This is a genomic window from Bifidobacterium magnum (genome assembly GCF_000741255.1).
In the GTDB taxonomy this organism is placed as follows: domain Bacteria; phylum Actinomycetota; class Actinomycetes; order Actinomycetales; family Bifidobacteriaceae; genus Bifidobacterium; species Bifidobacterium magnum.
In genome coordinates, this window is sequence record NZ_JGZB01000011.1 from 1 (window position 1) to 20,285 (window position 20,285).

Here is a 20,285-nt window from a genome sequence, read left to right on the forward strand (position 1 = left end):
GCAAAACCAACACTCCACCGGCGTGTCGCACACAGCAAACCCGCACCAAAAACCCAGCAAACTTGGAGAAAAACGACCAGCTTCTGCATTTTGAGACACCAACCCCGGCGTGTCGGTCTCAAAATCCAGAAGGAGATGCAAAAGTACATCTCAATACGAGGCACACCTCAATAAAAGAAAACAAGTGTGCATCAATAAAGAGCAAAGGCGGAGAACCTTCCACAGGTTCCCCGCCTTTATCTACTCCAGATTGTTCAGCGCAGCCAGATTGTCCATATATGCCTGGGCATCAAGCGCGGCACGGCAGCCCATACCCGCAGCAGCAACGGCCTGCATGTACTCATGATCGGCGCAGTCACCGGCCGCGAACACGCCTTCAATCGACGTGCGCGTGGAAGCGCCGTCCACGGTAATGTATCCGCGATCATCCATCGCCAGACCGCTATCGCCCAAGAACGCGGTAGCCGGCTCGTGGCCAATCGCCACGAACACGCCCTGTGCGGGCAGCGTCGCGATCTCCTCGGCATGGTCTTCCCCGGACACGCCTTCCGGAAGCGTGCTTTCCAGCGTGACGGACGTTACCGCGGCGCCATCGCCGTTAATGGACGTCACTATGGAATTGAGCACGAAATCGATCTTGTCGTTCGCCATGGCGCGCTCCACCATGATCTTGGACGCGCGCAGCTCGCCGCGACGGTGCACCACCGTTACGGACGACGCGAAGCGGGTCAGGAAAATGGCCTCTTCCAAGGCGCTGTCGCCGCCGCCGACCACTACGACGGGCTTGTTGCGGAAGAAGAATCCGTCGCAGGTCGCGCAGTACGAGACGCCCTTGCCCGAATAGTCGATCTCGCCGGGCACGTCGAGCTTGCGATACGCGGCACCCGTCGCCACGATTACGGAACGCGCGGAGAACTCAAGTCCTCCCGAGCAGTACACCGTCTTTACTGGACCGTTCAGATCCGCGGACATCACGTCTTCATACAGGATTTCCGCACCGAAGCGCTCCGCCTGGCGCTGCATGTTCTCCATAAGGTCGGGGCCGAGAATACCGTCCGGGAATCCCGGGAAATTCTCGACTTCCGTAGTATTGATCAGCTGACCGCCGGCCGTGAGCGCGCCCGCGATGACCAGCGGCTTGAATCCGGCGCGACCCAGATAAATGGCGGCCGTATATCCTGCCGGACCGGATCCGACAATAATGACCTGACGTAATTCACTCATGGGACTTACAGTACGGAACTTTCTGAAAATAATCTGAAAATTCCGTACTGTTTTCTCACGGCCTATTCCTGGGGCATGAGCATGGAGACGATACGTTCCATCTCTTCCGGAGACGAGAACACGATTTCGATACGACCGTGCTTTTTCGATCCCTTAATCGAGACTTTCGTGCTGAATCGGCTCGACAAATGTTCCGGAATTGGCGATGCGGCCCACGGATTGTGACGATTCGCCTTGGGCTTCTTCGGCTGGTCGCTTTCCGCGGCCTTCATCGACACGATCTCTTCCACGGATCGCACGGACAGGCCCTCGTCAATAATGCGGGCGGCGAGCGCCTCCATGTCTTCGTCGGTAGGCAGTCCCAGCAGCGCACGCGCGTGGCCCGCGGACAGTTTGCCGGCGATCACGTCTTTTTGCACGGAAGCCGGCAGGTTCATCAGGCGTAGCGTGTTGGCGATTTGCGGACGCGATTTGGAGACGGATTTGGCGAGCTGCATTTGCGTGAGCCCGAATTCGTCGATCATCTGCTGGTATGCGGCGGCCTCTTCGAGCGGGTTGAGCGCTACGCGGTGCAGATTTTCGAGCAGGGCGTCGCGCAGCATATAGTCGTCGGCCGTGGTCTTGACGATCGCGGGGATCATGGTGAAGCCGGCGAGCTGCGATGCGCGCCAACGACGCTCGCCCATGACGAGTTCGTATTTGCTGTCCAGATGGTCGGTGTCGGCGTTGGCGTGCGCACGGGCCTGTTCAATTTGGTCGGCCGGGCGTTCCCGTACGACGATGGGCTGGAGTACGCCGACTTCCTTGATGGAATTGGCGAGTTCCTCAAGTTCGTCGGTATCGAAGACGGTTCGCGGCTGGTAGAGGTTCGGTCCGATGTCCTGTACGTTGAGTTCGACTAAATAGCCGCCTGCAACGGGTTGCAGTTCGGGTTCCTCATCCGAGTGCCCATCCTTCGATTTCGCGTCTTGTACGGCCTTCGGAGCGCTTGTGGCGGCGTGCTGGCCGGCGGCCTCGCTTTCGGTCGGCGCCGTAGCGATGCCCGCGCGCTTGAGATCTTCCTTGGTGAGCACTGGCGTACCGTCGAAGAAGACGTCGCTCGGGTGGCTCGCATTGTCGATGGCCGGCATGATGGCCCTATGCGAAGCGTGGTGTTCCGACTGTTCGACGGGGCGATGTTCGGCGGCTTCCGGCTGCAGCGTCATGGGACGCGCCAGCGTGGATACCGTGTCCGCATTGCGGCTCATGGTGCCCATGGAAGGGATCGTGGAGCTTAGCGGCGAGATCGGCCCTGCCGGGGCTTCCTGCGCGGCACCTTTCTTGGCGGCCGCGTTCTGCTGAACGGCCGGGACGGCCGGTGCAGGTTCGCGCACAATGGCGGTTTCCTCAACAACCGTACGTGCCGGCGTACGATCCACCTTGATTTCGGCTACCGCGGGCGCGGCCGGTTTCGTTGTCGGCTGCTTGATCTGTTCGCCCGGCAATGCCGGAAACAGTGCGCCCAGTCCCCTGCCTAAACGTGATTTTGTTGCCATGATCAGTTCTCGTTCCTTCTCATGTCAATGGTTTCGAGCACCACATTCGAACGGTTGTTGATTTCCAGCGCGGCCTCGCAGTATGCGAGCGCGCCCTTGCCTCGCGGATCGTACTTGATGACGCTTTGGAAGAAGCTCGGCGCTTCCGACACCTTGACCGTACGCGGAATGGTGGTGTCGAGCACGATGGACGGATAGTGGTTCTTCACTTCCGCATACACCTGCTGACTGAGCAGCGTGCGCTTGTCGTACATCGTCACGAGCATCGTGGAGACGAGCAGCGCCGGATTGAAGTTCTGCTGGACCAGTCCGATCGTGTTGATGAGCTGTCCCAAGCCTTCCAGCGCGTAATACTCGGCCTGGATCGGGATCAGCATCTCGTTCACCGCGCACATTGCGTTGATGACGAGCAGGCCGAGGCTTGGCGGGCAGTCGACGAACACGTAATCGTAATGCTTGTCCGACTGCGCGAGGAATTCATCGAGCTTTTCGCGCAACAAGTTGTTGCGGTTGGGCATGTCCGCAAGTTCAAGATCGGCGCCGCTCAAATCGATGGAGGCGGGCACCACGTCAAGATTGTCGTAGTCGGGGCACGGTTGCATGACTTCCGCGATCGTGTTGCGTCCTTCAATCACGTCGTATACGGACGGCACTCCGGAAGTGTGGTTCACGCCCAACGCCGTGGACGCGTTACCCTGCGGATCCATGTCGATCACGAGCACTTGCAGGCCGCCCTGCGCCATGGCAGCAGCCACGTTCACGGCCGTAGTGGTTTTGCCCACGCCGCCCTTCTGGTTGGCCACGGCAAGGCGGCGCGTGCTGGCCGGCTTGGTGAACACCGCTTGGCGCAGCTGCTCATAGCGCGACGATTCGTCTGCGATTTCCGCACCCAGCGTTTCCGTGTCGCCACCGAAAATGCGTTGAATGGTTTGTGCGGCACTTTCCATGCCGGAAACGTTTCCTTGTTCAGCCACGAACAGGCCCTCCTCTGTAATGCTTATTTCTTGTCCACAATCACCACATGCGTGGGTTCAAGCCCTGGAGCGACTTGCGCTTCCAGCACACGCGCATGCGTGCCGCCAGCCTTGGCAATTTGCTGAGCGGCCTTTTCGATTTCCGCGGGAGCGGAACGTCCTTTTAACGCGATGAGCTCGCCATGGGGTTCCAGCAACGGCAACGTCCAACCGGCCAGTTTCGTCATGGGCGCCACGGCGCGGCACGTCACGGCCGCGTACGGATGGCGGGCCACCTTGCGCACTTCCGGCGACACGGGCACATTGGCTTTGCCGCCACGGTTGTGGCGCTTGCCATGGGAAGGGCCACCATTGCGCGCTTCCTGCAGCGCGGCGATCACTTCATCGGAGCGGGCGCGCAGCACCGTCACATTTGACAATTCCAAATCGTCCACGCACTCCTGCAGCCACGCTACACGGCGTTCCATCGGCTCGATCAACGTAAAGGAGACGTCAGGCAGCATAATGGCCGCGACAATACCCGGGAAGCCGCCGCCGCTGCCGACATCGGCGACAGTCTTGAACCGGCGGTTCTCCACGGCTTCCTTGATGAACGGCACGACGGCCGCCGAATTGAGCAGGTGACGTTCCCACAAAATAGACATGTCGCGCGGGCCGATCAGGCCGCGAACTTGGCCTTCCTGTTCCAATTTCGCATGGAATGCGCGCATTTTGGGAAGACTGTCGCCAAAGACCTGCTCAAGCAGCGGCGACGCATCCAATTCGTCTTCCACAGGTTGGGAAGATTCGAGTTCACTAGTCATAAGCAGCTATCTTACAATGTTTCACAACAAGTTCCACACGCATGGCGCCATTGCAAATATCAATGCGTACGCAAAAGGGCCGCGACACGCATCGCGACCCTTGCATTGGTGCTTTCGGCACGGGCGCCGCCCACGGCGACCGCCTTACTCCTCGATGAAGTCCTCTTCGAACTCTTCCTCGGCGTCCTGATTCTGCTTCATGTACACCGTCACATAGCGGTGCGGCTCTTCGCCGTGCGAACGCGACTTGAGACCCTCGTCACGGACCACGTCATGCACCACCTTGCGCTCGAACGAGTTCATGGGCTTGAGATCCACCGCTTCGCCCGTTTCACGCACTTCATCTACGGCATCAAGCGCCATATCGCGCAGCACCTGGCGCTTGCGCTTCAGGAAGCCATCCACGTCCACGATCAGATGCGAACGCTCTCCCGTGCGCTGCTGCACGGCCAGACGCGTCAGCTGCTGCAGCGCGTCCACCACTTCGCCGCCGCGGCCGATCAGATGCTTGATATCGGTATCGTCGTCCGCGACAATCTGGACCATCGGGCGGCCATTGCGGATGCCCATCTCGATGTCACCCTCGTAATCGGCAATGTCGAGCAGGCCTTCCAGATAATCGGCGGCAATGTCAGCTTCTTCATTGAGCTGATCGACTGTCTTGTCTTCCTGAACCATACGTACTCCTTACGCGTCCTTAACTGGCCTCAAGTCTACGTCAGGAACGCGCTATACGGGAAGTGAACGTCCCATAATCTTCATTATGGGACGTTCGTGCTCACTTATTTCTTTTTATTACGATTCTTGCGCTTGGGCTGCTCGCGCTGGAATCCCTGGCTGGCCTTGCGTTCACTCTCTTCGTGGGCCTTCTCCAAGGCTTCCTCTTCGAGCGACGGACGGCCGGCCTTGGCGCGGCGGCGGTTCTCGTTTTCGTAATCGCGCTTTTCCTTGGCTTCCGCGGCCGGGGAACCCGGCGTCGGGAACTCGTGGATCTGCCACTCGGAACGGATCAGGTTGCAGATGTTGTTCGCAAGCCAGTAGATCAGCACTGCGAACGGCATGGCCACACCCGAGAAGATGTACATGATCGGGAAGATCCACAGCATCATCTTCTGCATGCGCTCCGTCTGCTTGTTGGAAGCGGCGGCAGCGGTGTTCTTCTTCATCATGTTGAACTGCATGTACCACAGGCACAAGCACATGAGCACCACGAACACCACAATAACGGCCTTGGCGCCGCCATGGGCCGTGACGAAGGTGTCGGTCACGCGCGTGCCGAACAGCGTGGTGGCGGAGAAGTTCTTCGCCGTTTCCACGTCAAAGGCGCCCAACGGATGGCGCTGGCCGCGCGCAATATAGGGGATGGCGCTCAGCACATAGAACATGCACATGAACACGGGGCCCTGGATCAACATCGGCAGGCACGAGCCGGCGGGGTTGACCTTGTTGTCCTGGTAGAGCTTCATCGTCTCGCGCTGCATGGCGTCGCGGCTGGCGGGATCGTTCTTGCCCTTGTACTTGTTCTGGATGCGCATCATCTTGGGCTGGATGGCCTGCATCTTGCGCATCGACTTCATCTGCTTGTAGAACAGCGGGAATACACACGCCTGGACCACAATCACCAAGAAAATAATGGACAGCACCCACGAAACACCTACCGCCGGCATACCCAGCAGCATGAGGAACTGGTGGAAGATGCGCATGACCCATGTCATCAACCACTCAATAGGGGTCAGAATCTTGTAAAGCCAACCCCAAAATCCACTGTCCAGCATGAAAGTCTGATTATTCATGGAGTGACGTCTTCTCCTTCGTCAGGTGCCACGAGCGAGGTGTAACGAGGCTCCTCATGAGCCTTCGACCACGAAAAACGGTATAGTACAGAAAAATGTTGGGGCACATCATCGACCCCACCCAAGCTCCATGGACGGCACCGCAGCACACGCAACAGCGCCAAAATACTGCCGCGCCATGCGCCAAATCTACGCACCGCCTCGATAGCGTAGTTGGAACAACTCGGATAATACTTGCAGCAGGCCGGCCTTCCAGCGGAAATATGACGCTGGTACCAGCGAATCATATCGATTGCCACACGGGCCGGCGCCGTCATCACTGTCGCTCCGACTTACGTTGCACCGCACTGAACAGTGCGGCGACTTGCGCATCCAATGATGCAAAAGAAGCATGAGCGGCGCTTGGTTTGGCGCGCATCACGAGATCACAGTCTTCAGGAAGCTCATGCTCATAGCGCTTCGCCAAAACGCGAAAACGACGTTTTACCATATTGCGCGTTACCGCATTACCCACGGCCTTTGAAACAGCTAATCCCATTCTGCGCTGTGGAGCCGTGTTGCCGCCGCGATCCGGATGCACCACATAATGCAGCACAATATTGCGATCACTCACGCGACGGCGATGTTTCAATACGGCCACAAATTCGCGATGGCTCGTTAGCCGTTCCACTGTAATAAATCGATCTCCGTAGATCAGGCGGACAGAACCTTGCGGCCCTTGGCGCGACGACGGTTGATCAGAGCGCGGCCGGAACGAGTGCGCATGCGCTCGCGGAAACCGTGCTTCATGTGACGACGACGATTGTTCGGCTGGAATGTCCTCTTCATAATTAATGCTCCCGGTTAATTTTAGCCATGCTGATGCACGGCTCCTCATGAGTCAAGCTCTACCAAACTACTATTACCCATCCCCTAGATTCAAATTTTGCGACACCATGTGGCGCCCGGAGGGGCGCATATGTCCGCGAGTTTCGGGCATGTCCTGACGGACATGGCAATCGTCGATCGGTGGAAAACAGCGGTATTCCAACGATTTTCAGCATGTGGACGAATAGCGTTGGCAAAAGTTTTCAACACGCACAGGTGTGGATAACTTCTAAGAATAAGAGTAAATATAATGTGTTACTTATTTCTTGAATGTTATCCACAGCAGCGAAGGATGAACCATGGCCGATGACATGCTCGATCCCGCCATAGCGGCCAATCATATCTGGAGCGACGCCCTGGCGTTCCTTCGTAGCGACCGACGCGCCAATCTGACCGAGCGCGACAAGGGCTGGCTTGAAGGCATTATGCCCGAAACGGCGTTCGGTTCCACGATCGTGTTGTGTGCCGAAAACACCACGACCATGGAAATGCTGCAATCCAAACTTTCCAAGCCGCTGTTGCAGGCATTGTGGATCGCCAACGGCAAGCCGATCACGCCGGCATTCAAGATCGTCTCGGACGAAGAATTCTCAAGGCTCAAGGCGTTCCGCGAAGAAACGTTGGAATCCAAGCCGCATACCCCGTCCACGCCTCCGGACACGTTGTCGTCCGTGCCAAATGAGACGCCGATGCAATCCATGGCTTCCATGCCATCGATGCCGGCCATGCAGCCGGTACAGCCGATGATGCCCATGATGCCGATGCAGGACTTCCAGCAAGTTCAAAATGTTCAGAATGTTCAAAACGGAGCGGCATTCGCGCCGGCCACGGCACCACAAGTTCAAAATCAGCAACCCGAACAGCTGACCTTCGCCAGCGCGCTTGAAGAGGAAGAGCCGGAGGAATCCCCGCTGTCCTCGGTGTACAAGGATTCCGCATATTCCAGCAAATCGTATGTGACGCGCCATTTGCCGAGCCCCATGCAGGGCGAATTGCCTATTGCGGCGGCCGGCCCCATGCCCGAACAGGCACGCCCGCGACCGATGGGCGCCAACAATTCCCAGATCCCGAACATGGATCCCGTGACACATTTGAACAAGTCGGCCACGTTCGACACGTTCATCCGTGGAGAGTCGAACAAGTTCGCCTATACCGTCTCTTTGGCCGTGGCCGAAGGCACGGGCCGCGCCGAGTTCAATCCGTTGTTCATCTACGGCCACTCGGGACTCGGCAAAACGCATTTGTTGAACGCCATCGGCAACTACGCGATCGAATGTGCCCAGGAAGCGGGCGAGGAACTCAGCGTACGCTATGTGACCAGTGAAGAATTCACGAACGAGTTCATCGAGTCCCTGCAGTCGGGCACGAAGAATTCAAGTTTGACGAGTGAGTTCAACAAGCGCTACCGCAGCGTCGACATCCTGTTGATCGACGACATCCAGTTCCTCTCCGGGAAGGAGCAGACGCTGGACCAGTTCTTCTATACGTTCAATTCCCTGCAGCAGGCGGGCAAAAACATCGTGATTACCTCCGATGTGGTGCCCAAGAACCTCAAGGGGTTCGAGGACCGCTTGATTTCCCGCTTCGAGCAGGGCCTCACCGTGGACGTGCAGCCGCCGGACCTCGAGACGCGTATCGCCATTTTGCAGAGCATTTCGGCGGGCAACTACATGAAGGTGCCCGATGAGGTGCTCTCGATTATCGCCGAGCGTTTTACGAGCAATATCCGCGAGCTCGAGGGCGCGTTGCGCCGTGTGACGGCGCGAGCCAATCTGAGCCATATGCCCGTGACGCCGGAGCTGGCCGAATTGGCACTCCAGGACCTGCGTACCAGCGAAGTGGAAGTGACGCCGGCCCAAATCATCAACCAGGTGGCCACATACTTCCATCTGACGTTTGACGACATCATGGGCAAGGCGCGTCAGCGCAACGTGGTGCTCGCACGCCAGATCGCCATGTATTTGACGAACGAGCTGACGAGCAAGAGCCTCAAGGAGATCGGCCGCGAGTTCAACAAGGACCATTCCACGGTCATTCATGCCCGCGACGTGATCAGCACGCGCATGGCGGATAAGCAGGAGATCTTCAAGTACGTCAACGAGCTGACCGCCCGCATTAAGCAGGAGGCCGACGCCTAGACGCTGCCGCCATCGGAATTTTTACGGTAGAAGTGCGCCCTGCGCACGCTCCGCATGCCTGTGCAACGCGTTGTGATTGCACCCCGTTTTGTGTCGTTTGAGGATAAAACCATGCCTTCTAAGATGTGCACACGACACTCCCGGAACAACTTTTTGAAGATTTTTTATCCACACGCTATGCACAAATGGCCACTTTTCGTGGGGATAACGTGTGGATAAACGGCCATTTACAGTGAACAACTTGTGTGAAAAACACGAAATGAGGTGCATAACTTTTTCAAGATTTTGAGGGTGTGAATAAATCGGCACTTTATGCACACGGTTTCCACCGTCTATGCACAATTGAAAGTTTTCCACCTTGTGTGTATTTTCAACGCCTCATCACGGTTTTCCACATTATCCACAGGCCTTATGATGATGATGACTTTACTTAACTTACGTTCATCAACATTCAGCCGAACGCAGCTTCCCGAACCATGTTTCTTACCAGCAGCGAACTTTGTAGAATAGCTCTAACAACACGACGAAAGAGGAATCATGAAAGTTGAAGTCAATTCCACCTCCCTTGCGGATGCGGTCGCATGGGCAACGCGCGCCCTTGACAACAGGCCAAACAACCCGATTCTGGCCGGTATCAAACTGGAAACCGTAGATGGATTGCTTCAACTCTCCACGTTCAGCCTCACCATGACCGCACGCGACCGCATTGAAGCGGGCGTCGATGAAGACGGCACCGTGGTCGTGCGCGGCAAGATGCTGTCCGACATCAGCCGCATGCTGCCTGGCGAAAAGACGTACTTGGCCACGGAAGGCTCACGTTTGCGCATCACGTCCGGCAAATCCACGTTCTCGCTGCAGCTCATGCCTGTCGAAGAATATCCGGATCTGCCCCAGCTGCCGCCGCTGGTTGGCGAAGTGGATGCCGCCACTTTCGCGCAGGCTGTGAACCAGGCCAATGTTTCGGTCGCGCCGATTGACGGCCCGCGTCCTGTGCTCAGCTGCATCCGCACGCAATTCGTGGGCAATACCGTCATCATGTCTTCCACGGACCGTTTCCGCCTCTCCCGCGCCATGGTTGAATGGGAACCGGCCGATGCCGAAGTGGACGTAAGCGCCTTGATTCCGGGCGACCGTCTGCGCGAACTGGCCCACTCCCTTGACATGCATACGACCGTGAAAATCAGCTTCGATCCTCAGAATCCGAAGCTCGTGGGCTTCGAAAATGGCGGCCGCGTCTCCACGCTGCAGCTTATTGAAGGCGAATTCCCGTCCGTCGACCGCCTGTATGCGGACGAATATCCGATCCACGCCGTGATCAACCGCCAGGATCTTCTGGACGCCATCAAGCGCATGTCGCTGGTCACGGGCCAGAACGAGTCGCTGCGCATGACGTTCACGAACGAGGAAGTGACGCTTACCGCAGGCAACTCCGAAGAGGCGCAGGCCAACGAAATCCTTGACGTGGATCTTGACGGCGAGGACATCACGCTCGCGTTCAATCCGAACTACTTGCAAAACGGTATCGCGGCTATCAGCGAGCCATACGTGCGCATGAAGATGACCACTCCGATCAAGCCTGTCGAATTCGACGGCCAGGAGAGCAAGGATAGCGACGAATCGATGCAGTACCGCTACCTGCTCGTGCCGATGCGCATCGGAAACTGATGGTCATTACAAAACTCGCATTGGACCACTTCCGGTCGTGGGATCACCTGCTTATCGATCTTGCGGCCGGAGTGACCGTATTCCAGGGCGCCAACGGACTGGGCAAAACGAATATTGTGGAAGCCATCGAAGTGCTCTCCACGGGTTCCAGCCACCGTGTCTCGAGCACGACGCCGCTTATTGAACGCGGGCAGTCCGTCGCCACGATCCGCGCCAATATCGTGGAGGACACTGATACGGAACCGGAGCCGGCATCATTATCGGCTCATAAAAGTTCCGAACAAACCGAAAATTTGCCGCAGACGACGCTGGAATTGTCGCTTCGATTAAAAGGCGCGAACCGCGGCCGCGTCAACAGTGGACAGTCCCTATATATGAGGGATATTGTGGGCCGCATTCCCAGCGTGACGTTCGCTCCCGACGACCAGCAGCTCATTAGTGCGGAACCGTCCAGGCGCCGCACGTTCCTCGACCAGGCCTGCGCGCTGCTCAATCGGGAATATGTGGGGCTGCACCAGCAGTTCACGAAAGTTGCGCGCCAACGCGCCGCCCTATTGAAAACGCTGGGATCCACGGATCCGGCCGATCCGCGCCATAGTGGCGCGCTGGGAACGCTGGAAATCTGGACGGGTCAGTTCATCGCGCTGGGCATGGAACTGACCAAACAACGCGCGGCCGTCATTGAACTCTTGAACCAGCCGTTCTCGCGCCTGTATACGCAATTGTCGAACGGCAACGGCGTTGCGGGACTGTCTTATGAGCCGTCTTTTGCGGAAGTGCTGGAATATGAGCAGCCCCAACCCGAGATCAGCCGCCATTTCCAGCGACTGTATGCGGGAGAAAGCGCGCGCGGCATCAATCTGATCGGGCCGCAACGCGACGACATGACCGTTACAATCGACTCGATTCCCGCCAAGGAATTCGCCTCGAACGGCGAAATGTGGACGCTCGCGCTCGCACTGAAAATGGCGCTTGTGGAACTCGTGGAACAACGATTCCAGACACGTCCCATTGTGATTCTTGACGATGTGTTCGCCCAGCTGGACGAGAACAGGCGGCAGAAAATCCTCGAATTCGCCTCGCGCCAGGACCAGGTGTTCATCACTGTGGCGGCGGCCAGCGATATTCCTGCCATAAGCGAGCTCGATCATGAAGGCGCTCCCATTCGCGTGATCGACGTAGAAGCGCTGAAAGAAGGCGAAGCGCAGTGAACAAGGCTCCAGTAGCGGACCTGCTGCATCTGGACGAGCGCAAACTGCCGGCCATGGTATTCGAACAGCTCGCGCAACGCGTCGATTTTACGGACCGTCTGCGCGAGCAGAACGAAGAGGCGTTCGAGAACTTTGGCAAACGCGGACGGGAGCCCAAAACTGTCGGTAGCACGCTGAACGCCATGTTTTCGGGCGAAGGATGGATGCAAAAGCTCGATGTGGGCGCGTTATATGGCAACTGGCCCCAGATTGCGGGACCGGACATCGCCGCGCATTCGCGCATCGTGCGCGTGGAAGAAGGAACGCTGACCATTCGCGCGGACAGTCCCGCATGGCAGCAGCTATTGCATAGCATGGAAACGCAATTCGTGGAGGCCTTGCGCACGGCGGTCCCCCATTTGAACATAGAACATGTGGTGGTGCTCGGGGGCCTCCAGCAGCGCCGTCGATCCCGCTACTCGTCGCGATTTTCGTAAAGCTAGCGCAGTGCCAAGGAGTCACCCCCTACGAGTAAGATCTTTAGCATACTAGTTAAACGCCTGTAGAGGGCGTTTATTTGCGTTTAAGGGCATATCGCCCACGTAAATGACCCTCTTGGGGATGCTTAACGCAGAAAGGAATCTCTGTGGCAGAATTTGCATCAGATCCTGTAGATCAATCTAACGATCCTATGGATCAGCTGAGCGAAACAGTTCAGAACGCCCAGCTTGACGATACGCTTTCCCCCAACCATTATGACGCAAGCGATTTGCGCGTTCTGGAAGGCCTTGAAGCGGTTCGTATTCGTCCAGGCATGTATATCGGCTCGACGGGCCCGCGCGGTTTGCACCACTTGGTCTATGAGATCGTGGACAACTCCGTGGATGAGGCGCTTGCCGGTTACGCGTCCCATATTGAAGTGACTATTCTGCCTGACAACGGCATTCGAGTAGTGGATGACGGCCGTGGCATTCCGGTCGATGAGGTGCCGGGTGAAGGCATTTCCGGCGTGGAAACCGTGATGACGAAGCTTCACGCGGGCGGCAAGTTCGGTGGCGGCGGCTACGCCGTGTCCGGCGGCCTGCACGGCGTGGGCATTTCCGTGGTAAACGCCCTGTCCACGCGCGTGGAAATTGAAGTGCGCCGTCAGGGCTACCACTGGACGCAAACCTATGTCGATCAGCATCCGGTGGCTCCGCTGGAGCGTCGTGAGCCCATGCGCGAAGGCGAATCCACGGGCACGTCCGTGACGTTCTGGCCGGACGCCAAGATTTTCGAAACGACGATCTACGATTTCGAGACGCTGCGTAGCCGTTTCCAGCAGATGGCGTTCCTGAACAAGGGACTGAAGATCTCCCTGACCGATTTGCGCCAGGAGGATCTGGCTGCCGATGAAATCGCCACGGAAGACGCCAACGACGCACAGGAGCTGCATCAGAGCGTCACCTACCAGTATGCCAACGGTATCAAGGATTATGTGGCATACATGGTCAAGGTGCGCAAGTCGCAGCCGATCGAGCCCGACGTTATCGATTTCGAGTCCGAAGACCTGGCTATTGGCATTTCCGCCGAAATCGCCATGCAATGGACGAACGCCTACTCCGAATCCGTGCACACCTTCGCCAACACGATCGCCACCACGGAAGGCGGCACCCACGAAGAGGGCTTCCGCGCCGCGTTGACGAGCATGATCAACCGCTACGCGCGCGACAAGGGCATCCTCAAGGACAAGGATGACAACCTTTCGGGCGACGACGTGCGTGAAGGCCTTACCGCCGTCATCTCGGTCAAGCTCACAAATCCCCAGTTCGAAGGCCAGACGAAGACGAAGCTCGGCAACTCCGAAGCCAAGGCCTTCGTGCAGCGCGTGATGAACGACAAGTTCGGCGACTGGCTCGATTCGCATCCCACCGAGGCCAAGAACATCATTCAGAAGGCCATGGAAGCTTCGCGTGCGCGCATGGCCGCCAAGAAGGCCCGCGAAAACACGCGCCGCAAGTCGATCTTCGAGTCCGCCGGCATGCCCGACAAGCTCAAGGATTGCCAGTCCAACAACCCGGCCGAGTGCGAACTGTTCATCGTCGAGGGCGATTCGGCAGGCGGTTCCGCCATCCAGGGCCGCAACCCGATCACGCAGGCCATTTTGCCGTTGCGCGGCAAGATTTTGAACACGGAGCGCGCAAGCTTCGAGCGCATGATGAAGTCGGACACGATTGAATCGCTGATCACCGCCGTGGGCGGCGGCTACGGCGAGGACTTCGACCTCGACAAGGTGCGCTACCACAAGATCATCATCATGGCCGACGCCGATGTGGACGGCGCCCATATCGCCACGTTGAACTTGACGCTGTTCTTCCGCTACATGCGTCCAATGATCACGGCCGGCTATGTATACGTGGCCATGCCTCCGCTGTATCGACTCAAGTGGACCAAGGGCGCCCACGACTTCGTGTATACGGACGCCGAACGCGACCGCGTGCTGGCCGAAGGCAAGGCCGCGGGCCGTCAGCTGCCCAAGGGCGAAGGCATCCAGCGCTACAAGGGCTTGGGCGAGATGAGCTATCAGGAACTGTGGGAAACGACCATGGATCCGGAACACCGCATCTTGAAGCAAGTCCATATTGAAGACGCGATTCAGGCCGATGAGACGTTCTCGATGCTCATGGGCGATGAAGTGGAGCCGCGCCGTCTGTTCATTCAGCGCAACGCCCACAACGCTCGCTGGATTGACGCCTGATTTTTGAACTATAAGGAAACAAAGTGGCAGACGAATCGATGAATAATAGCTCGAATGAGCAGTTCCTGCCCGACGGTTCGATGGAACCGTTGAGCCCGCAGGAAAGCGACAATACCGATTACGGCCTGATGAAGGGCGAACGCATTCAGCCTGTGGATCTGCAGGACGAAATGCGCCAGTCGTACCTTTCGTATGCGTTGTCCGTAATCGTGGAACGCGCGTTGCCGGATGTGCGCGACGGCATGAAGCCCGTGCACCGCCGCGTCATTTACGCCATGTATGACGGCGGATACCGTCCCGACCGCGGTTACAACAAGTGCTCGCGCGTTGTCGGCGACGTGATGGGCAAGTACCATCCGCACGGCGACTCGGCCATCTATGACACGCTTGTGCGTATGGCTCAGCCGTGGTCCATGCGTTCCGTACTCGTGGACGGACAGGGCAACTTCGGCTCCCCGGGCGACGACCCGGCCGCCGCAATGCGTTACACGGAATGCCGTATGGCGCCGCTCGCCATGGAAATGGTGCGCGACATTGACAAGGACACCGTGGACTTCGTGCCGAACTACGACGGCAAGACGCAGGAGCCGACCGTACTGCCGGCCCGCTTCCCGAACCTGCTTGTCAACGGTTCTTCGGGCATCGCTGTCGGTATGGCGACGAACATCCCTCCGCACAACCTGCGCGAAGTGGCCGAAGGCGTGCACTGGGCTCTGGAACATCCGGAAGCCACGCGCGAAGAGCTGCTCGAAGCGTTGCTGCAGCGCATCAAGGGACCGGACTTCCCCACCGCCGCAACGATTTTGGGCCACAAGGGCATTGAACAGGCCTACCGTACGGGTCGTGGCCTGATCACGATGCGCGCCGTGGTCAACACGGAAGAGATCAAGGGCCGCATGTGCCTAGTCATTACGGAGCTGCCGTACCAGGTCAACCCCGACCGCCTTGTCGCCTCGATCCGCGAGGCCGTGCGCGACGGCAAGATCCAGGGCATCGCCGATATGCGCGATGAAACCTCGGGCCGTACCGGCCAGCGCCTCGTGCTCGTGCTCAAGCGCGACGCCGTCCCGAAGGTCCTGCTCAACAACCTGTACAAGCACACGCAACTGCAGCAGACCTTCGGCGCCAACATGCTGGCGCTGGTCGACGGTGTGCCGCGCACGCTGAGCCTCGACGCATTCATCCGCCATTGGGTGACGCACCAGCTCGACGTGATCGCCCGCCGTACCGCATACCTCAAGCGCGAGGCCGAAGAACGCGACCACATTCTGCAGGGCTACCTCAAGGCGCTCGACATGATCGACGAAGTCATCGCGCTGATCCGCCAGTCGCCCGACGTCGACCGCGCTCGTACGGGTCTGATCGATCTGCTTGACGTGGACGGTGTGCAGGCTGACGCCATTCTGGCCATGCAGTTGCGCCGCCTGGCCGCGCTGGAACGCCAGAAGATCCTTGACGAGCACGAAGAGCTCATGCGCAGGATCGCCAACTACAACGACATCCTCGCGCGTCCGGAACGCCAGCGCCAGATCGTGGGCGACGAACTCGACGAGATCGTGGCGCGCTATGGCGACGAACGCCGCACGCGCATCCTGCCGTACTCGGGCGAGATGAACGTGGAAGACCTTATCGCTGAAGAAAACGTGGTAGTCACGCTGACGCACTCCGGTTTCATCAAGCGCACGAAGGCCGACGAATACCGTTCCCAGCACCGTGGCGGCAAGGGCATCAAGGGCGCCAAACTGCGCGAAGACGACGTGGTGGACCACTTCTTCCTCACGAGCACGCACAACTGGCTGCTGTTCTTCACGAACATGGGCCGCGTGTACCGCGTCAAGGCGTACGAGATTCCGGAAGGATCGCGTGATTCCAAGGGCCAGCACGTAGCGAACCTGCTGCAGCTGCAGCCTGACGAGAACATCCAGGCCGTGCTGTCCATTCCGAACTACGAAGTGGCCAAGTACCTCGTGCTCGCCACCAAGTCCGGCAAGGTCAAGAAGACGCGCCTGTCCGAATACGACTCCCCGCGCCAGGGCGGCCTTATCGCCGTGCGCCTGATGACCGACGAGAATGGCGAGAATGCCGACGAACTCATCGGCGCCACGCTGTGCAACGTGGAAGACGACATCATGCTCGTCTCCAAGCACGGCATGAGCCTGAAGTTCAAGGCCGACGACACGCAGCTGCGTCCTATGGGCCGCCAGACCGCCGGTGTGCAGGGCATGAAGTTCCGCGATGGCGACGAATTGCTCGCCATGGACGTCATTCGTGACGACATGGACGACGAGGATCTGCTCGTCGTGACAAGCGAAGGCTTCGCCAAGCGCACGGCCGTGGACGAGTACCGTCTGCAGGGCCGTAACGGTTATGGTGTGAAGGCCGTGCAGCTGACCGACGAGCGCGGCGAACTTGTGGGCGCGCTTGTGGTCCGCGAAGAGGACCAGGTCATGGCGATCATGAAGTCCGGCAAGGTCGTACGCTCCGACGTGGCCGAAGTCCACAGGACCGGCCGTACCACGCAGGGTGTCACGTTTGCCAAGCCCGATGCAGGGGACGAAATCATCTCCATCGCACGCAACGCCGAACTGGACGACGATTCCGAAGAGTCTGAAGAATCCGAGAAAAACGCCACGCCGGAAACGGCGGCCGTGACGGATTCCGCGACAACCGAATCGACCGCGGCAGCGGCCGAATAAACCGGCTGCGTTTGTAACACCGCGGCCATATCACATAGAGCGCCTCTGTGGCAACGCTGAGGCGCTCTATTGCGCTCGTTGTACAATCAACGCATGACTGTAACGCTGGGACCCCAGTAAGCGATAAGGAGCAGTACAGATGAGTGAGAACCTGGAACATAAGTCGGCTGACGCCCACAACCATCCCCGAGTGGCCCGTTCCGCCTCAAATCAGCCATTGATTGCGGACAAGGACCGTCCAGAAGAGAACAAGCCGATCCGTTCCGCGGGTCGTTCCTCGCAGAAGAAGCCCCATGCGCGCCGTATGAATCTTTCGATTACGCGCTTCGACGCGTGGTCCGTGGCCAAGGTGACGTTCATGCTTACGTTGGCGGGCGCAATTATTCAGATTGTGGCGGCGACGTTGCTCTGGTCGCTGCTGAAAATGGTCGGCGTATTCGACCAGGTGTCCCAGATCATTTCGTCCGCCGGCCTTGATTCGGCCGGACTCAATCTTGCGAACGTGTTCTCGCTCCCGACAATTTTGAGTGTAGTGACCATTTTTTCGATTGCCGAAATGGTGCTGATCACGATTTTGGTCACCATTTTTGCGCTGTTATATAACGTCGTGAGCAATTTGGTGGGTGGCGTGCATATGACGCTTGGCGATGACTGAGCCTTAGTTATCCACTAATACTAAATACTGAAATATTTCATGATTGCGTATGTGGAGCTGTTTAGCTCGTCATTCAAGCTGGCGCTGACGCTGTGGCCCATTATTTCGTTGGTTCTCACACTGCCGATTCTCGCGTTTATTTACCACCGGAACCATGTGTTGAGCTGGGGTTCTATGGTTACTGCGTACGTCAGTGTACTCTATGGGGTGGGCCTGCTGACCTTTACGCAGTACCCCATGCCGGACGATCCGACGCTCTACTGTTTTACGCATCATAAGCCGCCCCAGCTCAACATATTCGCCTTTATTCCGCAGATTCTCTACGGCGGCATGAACGACATTTTGCAATTGCTGCTCAATGTGATGTTCTTTCTGCCAATGGGATTCATGCTCTACCGCTGGGCCAAATGGCGCTGGTGGATCGCGATCCCGTTCGCATTCGGATGTTCGGTATTCATTGAAACGACACAGCTTACAGGCGTATGGGGGTTGTATCCATGCGCGTACCGGCAGTTCGATGTGGACGACATGCTGACCAACACGCTGGGCGGTGCGCTTGGCTACGGCATTGGCACGATCTATACGAAGTTCGTGCCGCAGCGCATTACGGCCACGCCGGGAACCGTGACACAGCCCGGGTTCATCCACCGCATGGTGTCGCTGATTATCGATTACCTGTTCTGCTTTATCACGTACTTGGTATGCAGCTACGGCTTTATCTGGGCGTTTTTCGAATGTGCGCGCAATAACCTGGACGGCACCTACTCACTCGGACCGCTGCTGGTTGACTTGAGCATTACGCGCAAGGGCGCGATTGGCGTGGCCATAGTCGCGTTCCTGATATTTGAAGTATGGATTCCTGCCGCCCATCGCGGAAGGTCGTTGGGCGCCATGTATACGCATATGACGTTCGAAACGAAGGAACGGCACGGTTGGACGCGCGTACTGTTCTATGTGATTCGTTCGATTATCATGGGCGCGTTGTTCGTGCTGGCCATGATCGGCAACCATTGGTTCTGGACGGTGTGGCTGTTCCTGCTCGTGTTCTATATCTTCGCGCGCAAAATGCCATGGGATTATGTTCCCGGAACAGTGCTTCCCGAACCTCCTACCCTGCACGAAACGGTGGAAACCTCCCCAGTGGAGTCCACGGAAGAATAGTGCGGGCGCAATAGCGCGGAAACACGTCACCTCATGGCGCATACGACCATGAACAACGCGATCACATGGCATGCGTAACCGGCCACCGTACCCAGATGGAACAGCTCATGGTAGCCGAACCATGCGGGCACAATATTGGGCTTGCGAATGGCGAAGCACACGGCTCCCCCAATATAGGCGGCGCCGCCGCAGACCACGAGAATCGTCGCGACGGGACCGATGTAGGGCGAAGTCCAGAACAGGTTCAATATGGTGACAGGCGCAAGTCCCAGCACGCAATACACAATCGTGAACAGCCAGTCGAGTCCGTCCGGCCAAATCAAGTGGGCGATAACGCCCACGCCTGCAACAATCCAAATAATCAACAGGTACGTGATGCGTACGGTACGGTTCGTAATCGCGAACAAAAATGGCGTGATCGTACCCGCAATAAGCAAGAAAATATTGGAATAGTCGAGCCGTACGAGAATACGGTCGGCCTTGACGGGAACATGGCCATGCGTCATATGCAATGCGGCGCTCGTACCGAACAACAGCATCGCCGTGGCCGCATATATGGAAATGGCCGCTTTCATGGCGCCCGCCGGCGCCAAACAGATCAGTACAATCGACGCGCCAATGCACAACGGGAATGTGCACAGGTGGATCCAACCGCGCATTTTCGGCTTTTCGTCGCGCATGGCCTGGAGTTCGCGTTCTTCTGCGGTCGCGGGTGTTGCATTATTCGTAGTACGTGCCATGCAAGCAAGCATATGAACGTTGCCTGAGTGCCGTCTGGTTTTTCATTCTGGGAAAATTGCCAAGAAAAAACCGGATGGCGCAGATTGTGATCCGTGCCATCCGGCTG

Annotated in this window: 18 protein-coding genes; 8 read left to right on the forward strand and 10 right to left on the reverse strand. The window is 57.9% G+C overall.

Annotation, left to right across the window (positions count from 1 at the left end; genetic code table 11):
- Positions 1–240: 240 nt before the first annotated feature.
- The 9 genes from trxB to rpmH all read right to left on the reverse strand — a co-directional run bounded on the left by trxB (position 241) and on the right by rpmH (position 7,157).
- Entirely contained in the window at positions 241–1,224 is a 984-nt protein-coding gene (gene trxB / locus BMAGN_RS06995) for a thioredoxin-disulfide reductase (protein WP_022860231.1), read from the reverse strand.
- A 62-nt stretch (positions 1,225–1,286) separates the two neighbouring features.
- On the reverse strand, positions 1,287–2,759 hold the full coding sequence (locus tag BMAGN_RS07000; protein WP_022860232.1) for a ParB/RepB/Spo0J family partition protein: 1,473 nt from the start codon (positions 2,757–2,759) through the stop codon (positions 1,287–1,289).
- A 2-nt stretch (positions 2,760–2,761) separates the two neighbouring features.
- On the reverse strand, positions 2,762–3,706 hold the full coding sequence (locus BMAGN_RS07005; protein ID WP_022860233.1) for a ParA family protein: 945 nt from the start codon (positions 3,704–3,706) through the stop codon (positions 2,762–2,764).
- Positions 3,707–3,756: 50 nt separating this feature from the next.
- Entirely contained in the window at positions 3,757–4,536 is a 780-nt protein-coding gene (locus BMAGN_RS07010) for a 16S rRNA (guanine(527)-N(7))-methyltransferase RsmG (protein WP_022860234.1), read from the reverse strand.
- Between the two features lie 144 nt (positions 4,537–4,680).
- Entirely contained in the window at positions 4,681–5,214 is a 534-nt protein-coding gene (locus tag BMAGN_RS07015; protein ID WP_022860235.1) for a Jag family protein, read from the reverse strand.
- A gap of 104 nt (positions 5,215–5,318) precedes the next feature.
- Complete coding sequence (yidC, locus tag BMAGN_RS07020) at positions 5,319–6,329, reverse strand: membrane protein insertase YidC (RefSeq protein ID WP_022860236.1); 1,011 nt, start codon at positions 6,327–6,329, stop codon at positions 5,319–5,321.
- On the reverse strand, positions 6,326–6,646 hold the full coding sequence (yidD, locus tag BMAGN_RS08175; protein ID WP_081640925.1) for a membrane protein insertion efficiency factor YidD: 321 nt from the start codon (positions 6,644–6,646) through the stop codon (positions 6,326–6,328). Before yidD ends, yidC begins: the two co-directional genes overlap by 4 nt.
- On the reverse strand, positions 6,646–6,999 hold the full coding sequence (rnpA, locus tag BMAGN_RS08180) for a ribonuclease P protein component (RefSeq protein WP_081640926.1): 354 nt from the start codon (positions 6,997–6,999) through the stop codon (positions 6,646–6,648). The genes yidD and rnpA overlap by 1 nt, the downstream gene beginning before the upstream one ends.
- A gap of 23 nt (positions 7,000–7,022) precedes the next feature.
- Complete coding sequence (gene rpmH, locus BMAGN_RS07025) at positions 7,023–7,157, reverse strand: 50S ribosomal protein L34 (RefSeq protein ID WP_026502121.1); 135 nt, start codon at positions 7,155–7,157, stop codon at positions 7,023–7,025.
- A 338-nt stretch (positions 7,158–7,495) separates the two neighbouring features.
- Between rpmH and dnaA the strand changes: the two genes are divergently transcribed.
- The 8 genes from dnaA to BMAGN_RS07065 all read left to right on the forward strand — a co-directional run bounded on the left by dnaA (position 7,496) and on the right by BMAGN_RS07065 (position 19,438).
- Entirely contained in the window at positions 7,496–9,334 is a 1,839-nt protein-coding gene (dnaA, locus tag BMAGN_RS07030) for a chromosomal replication initiator protein DnaA (RefSeq protein WP_022860238.1), read from the forward strand.
- A 537-nt stretch (positions 9,335–9,871) separates the two neighbouring features.
- Positions 9,872–10,999 (forward strand): DNA polymerase III subunit beta, encoded by a 1,128-nt coding sequence (gene dnaN, locus BMAGN_RS07035; protein ID WP_022860239.1) that lies wholly within the window; start codon positions 9,872–9,874, stop codon positions 10,997–10,999.
- A complete protein-coding gene (gene recF / locus BMAGN_RS07040; protein ID WP_022860240.1) occupies positions 10,999–12,210 on the forward strand; it encodes a DNA replication/repair protein RecF in 1,212 nt (403 codons plus the stop codon). The genes dnaN and recF overlap by 1 nt, the downstream gene beginning before the upstream one ends.
- The gene (locus BMAGN_RS07045) at positions 12,207–12,686 is read left to right on the forward strand and encodes a DciA family protein (RefSeq protein WP_022860241.1); all 480 of its coding nucleotides are present in this window, start codon (positions 12,207–12,209) and stop codon (positions 12,684–12,686) included. The genes recF and BMAGN_RS07045 overlap by 4 nt, the downstream gene beginning before the upstream one ends.
- A gap of 194 nt (positions 12,687–12,880) precedes the next feature.
- Entirely contained in the window at positions 12,881–14,926 is a 2,046-nt protein-coding gene (gene gyrB, locus BMAGN_RS07050) for a DNA topoisomerase (ATP-hydrolyzing) subunit B (RefSeq protein ID WP_022860242.1), read from the forward strand.
- A 38-nt stretch (positions 14,927–14,964) separates the two neighbouring features.
- Positions 14,965–17,622: a DNA gyrase subunit A gene (gene gyrA, locus BMAGN_RS07055; protein WP_193345730.1), complete on the forward strand. Its 2,658-nt coding sequence runs from the start codon at positions 14,965–14,967 to the stop codon at positions 17,620–17,622.
- A gap of 139 nt (positions 17,623–17,761) precedes the next feature.
- The gene (locus tag BMAGN_RS07060; RefSeq protein ID WP_022860244.1) at positions 17,762–18,277 is read left to right on the forward strand and encodes a DUF3566 domain-containing protein; all 516 of its coding nucleotides are present in this window, start codon (positions 17,762–17,764) and stop codon (positions 18,275–18,277) included.
- Positions 18,278–18,316: 39 nt separating this feature from the next.
- Complete coding sequence (locus tag BMAGN_RS07065; RefSeq protein ID WP_022860245.1) at positions 18,317–19,438, forward strand: VanZ family protein; 1,122 nt, start codon at positions 18,317–18,319, stop codon at positions 19,436–19,438.
- Positions 19,439–19,464: 26 nt separating this feature from the next.
- On the opposite strand, the gene trhA is transcribed toward BMAGN_RS07065, so the two are convergent.
- Positions 19,465–20,178 (reverse strand): PAQR family membrane homeostasis protein TrhA, encoded by a 714-nt coding sequence (gene trhA / locus BMAGN_RS07070; RefSeq protein WP_051126664.1) that lies wholly within the window; start codon positions 20,176–20,178, stop codon positions 19,465–19,467.
- Between the last annotated feature and the right edge of the window lie 107 nt (positions 20,179–20,285).